6 protein-coding genes and 1 pseudogene are annotated in these 5,234 nt (G+C 38.0%); 4 read left to right on the top strand and 3 right to left on the bottom strand.

The window, feature by feature from the left end; all coding sequences use genetic code 11:
• Positions 1 to 114: 114 nt before the first annotated feature.
• A complete protein-coding gene (locus tag H6G28_RS36170) occupies positions 115 to 711 on the bottom strand; it encodes a hypothetical protein (RefSeq protein WP_190678188.1) in 597 nt (198 codons plus the stop codon).
• 205 nt (positions 712 to 916) lie between these two features.
• On the bottom strand, positions 917 to 1,138 hold the full coding sequence (locus H6G28_RS36165) for a ribbon-helix-helix domain-containing protein (RefSeq protein WP_190678186.1): 222 nt from the start codon (positions 1,136 to 1,138) through the stop codon (positions 917 to 919).
• 359 nt (positions 1,139 to 1,497) lie between these two features.
• Between H6G28_RS36165 and H6G28_RS36160 the strand changes: the two genes are divergently transcribed.
• From H6G28_RS36160 to H6G28_RS36150, 3 genes are all read left to right on the top strand, one after another.
• The gene (locus tag H6G28_RS36160) at positions 1,498 to 1,818 is read left to right on the top strand and encodes a hypothetical protein (RefSeq protein ID WP_190678182.1); all 321 of its coding nucleotides are present in this window, start codon (positions 1,498 to 1,500) and stop codon (positions 1,816 to 1,818) included.
• Positions 1,819 to 1,999: 181 nt separating this feature from the next.
• A complete protein-coding gene (locus tag H6G28_RS36155) occupies positions 2,000 to 3,253 on the top strand; it encodes an RNA-guided endonuclease InsQ/TnpB family protein (RefSeq protein ID WP_190678179.1) in 1,254 nt (417 codons plus the stop codon).
• Between the two features lie 298 nt (positions 3,254 to 3,551).
• A complete protein-coding gene (locus H6G28_RS36150; protein WP_096586118.1) occupies positions 3,552 to 3,962 on the top strand; it encodes an acyl-CoA thioesterase in 411 nt (136 codons plus the stop codon).
• Between the two features lie 70 nt (positions 3,963 to 4,032).
• On the opposite strand, the gene H6G28_RS36145 is transcribed toward H6G28_RS36150, so the two are convergent.
• Entirely contained in the window at positions 4,033 to 4,932 is a 900-nt protein-coding gene (locus H6G28_RS36145; RefSeq protein WP_190678176.1) for a LysR family transcriptional regulator, read from the bottom strand.
• 118 nt (positions 4,933 to 5,050) lie between these two features.
• On the opposite strand from H6G28_RS36145, the pseudogene H6G28_RS36140 reads away from it, so the two are divergent.
• Positions 5,051 to 5,234 (top strand): annotated as a pseudogene (locus H6G28_RS36140) (dihydroxy-acid dehydratase); the annotation flags it as partial.

Below are 5,234 nucleotides of genomic sequence, written 5' to 3'. Positions count from 1 at the left end.
GAGGGGATGTAAGACCAAAATCTTCGGGACGTAAAAAATCTACGAAGGTTGAGGCAATCCCCATTGAATTGGGAAGCCTACACTGTACCGCAAGGTCAGTGTAGGTAGTTCACTCTAAGATACAAAGCTTGTTAGCATACCTAGCAGTTGATTAACTGGAGGAATGTTATACTCTAGCAACCCAATAGTAACGATAGTGTCTTCTAATTTGAGAAATTTCCAGCGATCTCCTGTAGTGACGGTTCCGTAAATTGTGGGAATAGGAGTCTGATTTTGTTGATTAAACTTTTGAGCAGCAATCATAGACGCAATACACTGTCCTAACCCTGCATTTAAGTCTTCTCTTTTGGCTTCCACTATTACCACTGCTGGAGCTTCAATAAATAATTGTTCTGTTGATTTACTAATGAGAAAATCACAAACTCCGTTTAGTCCAACAGAAGAATCAACTGTGAAATCTGTGCCGGAAAATAAGCTAATTTCGTTAGATAATGTATCTTTAATTTCTAAAAGAACTGGAGATATCAACCATTCGGATCTAGCTTTTTCAGTGTTCACCGCTAGAGCTAATGGTAAGTGCTTTTCTAGAAATGTCGATAAAAAATCACTTGGAGTTATAGGTTCAATTTCCTCAAGAAAGGTGGGACGCTCAACTATGGTGAGGTTAAATTCGGTTTTCACTTTCTTGAGGGTGAAATCACTGTAAGACATAAGTTTACTTATTTTAAAACCACTTGTGACATACTCCCACACCGAAGCCGCGCTGTAGGTGTGGGCTTCTCAGCGACTCCTGCTTTGTTCATACCAGACGAAACGTCGAGCCAACAAGTAATTATATAGATAAACATTTATGATTTTGTCTTTATGTCTCTATCAATCTGACTTGATACTAACTTTTAGCTTTACAAGAACAGACTTAAGATAAGTTAGCACATTCGAGTAGTGGTTGGTCAAATTTTTCTGCTGAACTACCTTGTTGAGCAGTGGCATTAAGTTGGTCTACTTCTAAAGAACGAATCAACTCCCGAATAACATCTGTTGCAGGTCTTCCTGTTTTTTGGCAATACTTTTCTAGCTTCTCCATTTCACTGGTGGCAAGATTGATTGTTAGCCGCTTGACTGCCCATTTTTTATTCATGACTTATTTTTTATTTGTTTCATATAATATCCAATTTTAATGTATTAATTTCTACTTCAAATATCTCATTATTAAAATCTCAAAAAGATTCAGTAAATTCTCTCAAAAGACTAACCATAAATTAATTACTGACACAGCGAAGCGTTAGCGAGTCTGCGAACGTCGGAACAAGCGTCACGTCCGCCGCGAATTGCGAATTGGTATTAATCCCGCTAATCGACTCAGATATGAAAAATAATAGTTATAAGAAAACTCTCAACATAAAGTTTTTTGAACTTTATGTGATCCTGAATCTATTAAAACAAACTCAATAGTCAATTTAGGTGATGATATGAGAGAAATAGCAAAGTCATTTGTCAATGAAGAAACTGCTTAAACGGATTTTTAAACTAATCAAGCAAATTTTTCACCAGTTCTCATCTAATGAACAACCCACTGTTCCTTCCAGCAATCGACCATTAAAAACTCCTGCCACTATTCCTCCCATTCCCACTTTCACTCCTCAGTGGCAAAATGGTTTGATACTAATATGTTCCCAGTGTACAGTCGAGCAATTTTCTGACAGTTATCACCAAGTAAGATCAGGTACAACAGCTTCCGAAGAACTACAGAAATGGCTGAAGTCTCAACTCAAATTTGATGGATTATGGGGAAAATATCGAGTTGTTAGCTTGAACTGACAGAAGCCTCTCACCTACCCGTTCACGAAGTGTTCCCGAAGGGTAGGGAGGTGATGAGATGAATGGCAGGCTAATTGACGACAATCTTCCGACCGATGCCGATAGGCAAGGGAGGAAGATATGGAGGAAACTAGCAATTTCTATGTTATACTTTTTTATAGCAAACGTTGTTTACTCTAATATGTTAAGAGTCTTCAAAGTCAGGTTATATCCAGACACCCAACAGCAGCAGTCACTAGCGCAAGCTTTTGGCAGTTGCAGATGGCTTTGGAATTACTGCTTGAACTTGATGAACCAAACATATAAGGAAACTGGCAAGGGTTTGTCTGGATATGAAGTCAAAAAGATAATTCCCCAGCTAAAAAAAGAATATGAGTGGTTAGCACTAACTTACTCACAATGTTTGCAACAGGTTTGTTTAAATCTAGGGGTAGCTTTTAATAACTTTTTTGAGAAACGAGCTAAATATCCTAGATTCAAATCTAAACATGGTAAGCAGTCAATACAATATCCTCAAAATGTCAAAATTGCTGATAATTCTGTAGGTCTTCCAAAAATAGGAGATGTAACAGCAATCATTCATAGACCCATTGAGGGGAAAGTTAAGACTGTAACCATATCCAAAAACTGCTCTAATCAATACTTTGCGGCTATTCTTTTTGATGATGGTAAAGAAAAACCAGAATTAAATACAGAAGGTAAAGCGATAGGTATTGACTTGGGATTAACCCACTTTGCTGTTACCAGTGATGGTTCAAAGTTTGACAATCCTAAAATACTCAATAAGCATGAGAAGAATTTAAAACTTAAACAACGGCAACTATCTAAGAAGCAGAAAGGTTCTAACAACCGTGTTAAAGCTCGAAAGAAAGTTGCTAGAGTTCACAGAAAAATAACTAACTGCCGTGAGGATTTTCTGCACAAGCTATCTCGTAGGATAGTTAACGAAAATCAAGTTATAGTGCTTGAAAATCTCAACGTTAAAGGCATGATGCGAAACCATAAACTAGCCAAATCTATACATCAAGTCGGTTGGGGAATGTTTTGCACAATGCTTAAATACAAGGCAGAAATGGAAGGGAAGATTTATCTTGAAGTTGATAGATTTTTTCCAAGTTCAAAAACCTGTCATGTTTGTCTTAATCAAGTTGGTAGTTTGCCACTTGATGTAAGATTTTGGACTTGTGACAATTGCCAAACTAGGCACGACAGGGATGTGAACGCAAGCATTAACCTCAGAGATGAGGGTCTACGCCACTTGCTTCAAGCCGGGGAACCCGTCCAACGCAGTGGCTCACGAATTTTGACCTCTGGAACGGGGGATAAAGCCTGTCGCCCAGATGTAAGTCGGAGCAGGGGAGGACGCAAGAAATCCACTACTGCGCTTTCTGTTGGGCAGGAAGCCTACACTGTACCGCAAGGTCAGTGTAGGTAGTTCACTACCAGTTGTTTAGGCGTTTGCCCAAAAGAAAGTGTTGCCATTGTTCTTTATCATCACGCAGTAGGACAGCAATGCTTTATTATCTCTAGCCATAGCGAACGAGAAATTCTCTACTCTTATATCAAACGCATCAATCAGTGAACGCCACAACAGGTCGAAAAATTCTCAGCCGTAAATAAGCTTGCTCGATTTTTTTCTTATTTGTATTTTTTTTATCAAAAATTAATTTAAATATGTAGTCCTATAGTATTTTAACTAGCCAAATAAATTTAAATTCAAAGATTTTTAACGAATGAGTTTTGAACTTGTCTCTTTAAAACTACAGGTACGTCCAAATGACCTCGATAGTTTAGGCCATGTTAACAATGCTACCGTTTTGGAGTATTTGGAAACAGGACGTTGGGATTGGTTAAAGCACCATAACATAAATATCAAACAGAAAATTGTTCCAGTTGTGGCTCGGATTGAAGTTAATTATCGTAAGGAAATTATTCTGGAGAATGTGATTGTCAACACTAAGTTAGATCAATCAAATCAATCATCACTCTACCAAGCCAATTTTTGGCAGTCAATTGAGGTGATCAAAGAAGGTAATTCCTTAGTTGCTGTTGAAGCTCGTATTCAAGTAGTATTTATTGATTCCACAGAGCGCACTTTGCGAACGCTACAAGAATTTCTAGAAGGAGCAACTCAACTAATTTAAATAATTAGACTTAGTAACTTGTTTGAATCATTTTGTCTAATCTGGCTTCATGCCAACAATGGTTGGTGAATTAGATTTGCAAGTTCTTATCTATGAACTTTTGAGTAAACTGTAAAAAATTCTCTGCAATGGCTGTTAAGCTATCTTGCTCCCAAATCAAAGCAGTTTCGATTACAGGTACTTGTCCTATTATAGGACGATAAACTACACCAGACCTTTGAAGGTTGTGTAGAGAAAATGGTACGATTGCCACACCAATTTGCGCCGATACTAATCCAATAATTGTTTGCATTTGAATCGCCTCCTGAACAATGTGAGGTTTGAAGTCTCCTTTCTGGAAAAGACCCATAACTAGATCGTAAAGTCCTGGTGCTAAATAGCGAGGAAACATAATTAAGGGTTCACTTAATAGCGATTCCACTGAAATATGTTCTTTTTGAGCCAATGAATGAGTTGAAGGCAAAGCTACGACTAGGCTTTCACTTTGAATGCAACTATAAGATAAAGTGTTATCCACTAATGGTGGATGAGCAAAACCCAGATGAATTCGGGAATCTTTGAGTGCTTGCTCCTGTTGACTGGTGGTTAGCTCTAGTAAAACTAATTCTACTTCTAAAAATTGCTGGCGAAATTCTCGCAAAATCAAGGGTAACAGATCGTAAATTGCCAAACTAGTAAATCCTATTCTCAGTTGACCTGTTTGCCCTTTTCCAATTCTTTGAGTCAGTGCTACTGCTGTTTCTAGTTGCTGAAGTAATCCATAAGCCTCTTGTAGAAAAACTTTGCCGGCTTCTGTTAGCTGTACTTGTCGCTTAGTCTTGCGATGAAACAGCTTTACTCCTATTTCTGCTTCTAGTTGCTGGAGTTGTTGGCTAAGAGGCGGTTGAGCTATATGCAATCTCTGAGCAGCGTTAGTGAAATGTAATTCCTCAGCTACAGCAATAAAGTAACGCAAGTGCCTTAATTCCATTTTTTGATATTCTATAAGTCTTAATTACTAATAAATATATATTGGACATCTCAAAAATTTCTACATATCATACTCATACAAAGATTTGTTCCAGCTTTGAGTAATGAATAAAACAACAATGTCGGATAATTTAAGAAGCCGGGTTGTAACACAGGGTGTACAGCGATCGCCAAATCGAGCGATGCTCCAGGCTGTTGGGTTTGAAGATGCCGATTTTAACAAGGCAATTGTCGGTATTGCCAATGGTTACAGCACTATTACCCCTTGCAATATGGGGATAAACAAATTGGCACAAAGGGCAG

This window comes from Nostoc sp. FACHB-190 (genome assembly GCF_014696905.1).
GTDB lineage: Bacteria > Cyanobacteriota > Cyanobacteriia > Cyanobacteriales > Nostocaceae > Nostoc_B.
The sequence above is the reverse complement of the archived record's forward strand: the minus strand, read 5'-3'. Positions and strand labels throughout refer to the sequence as shown.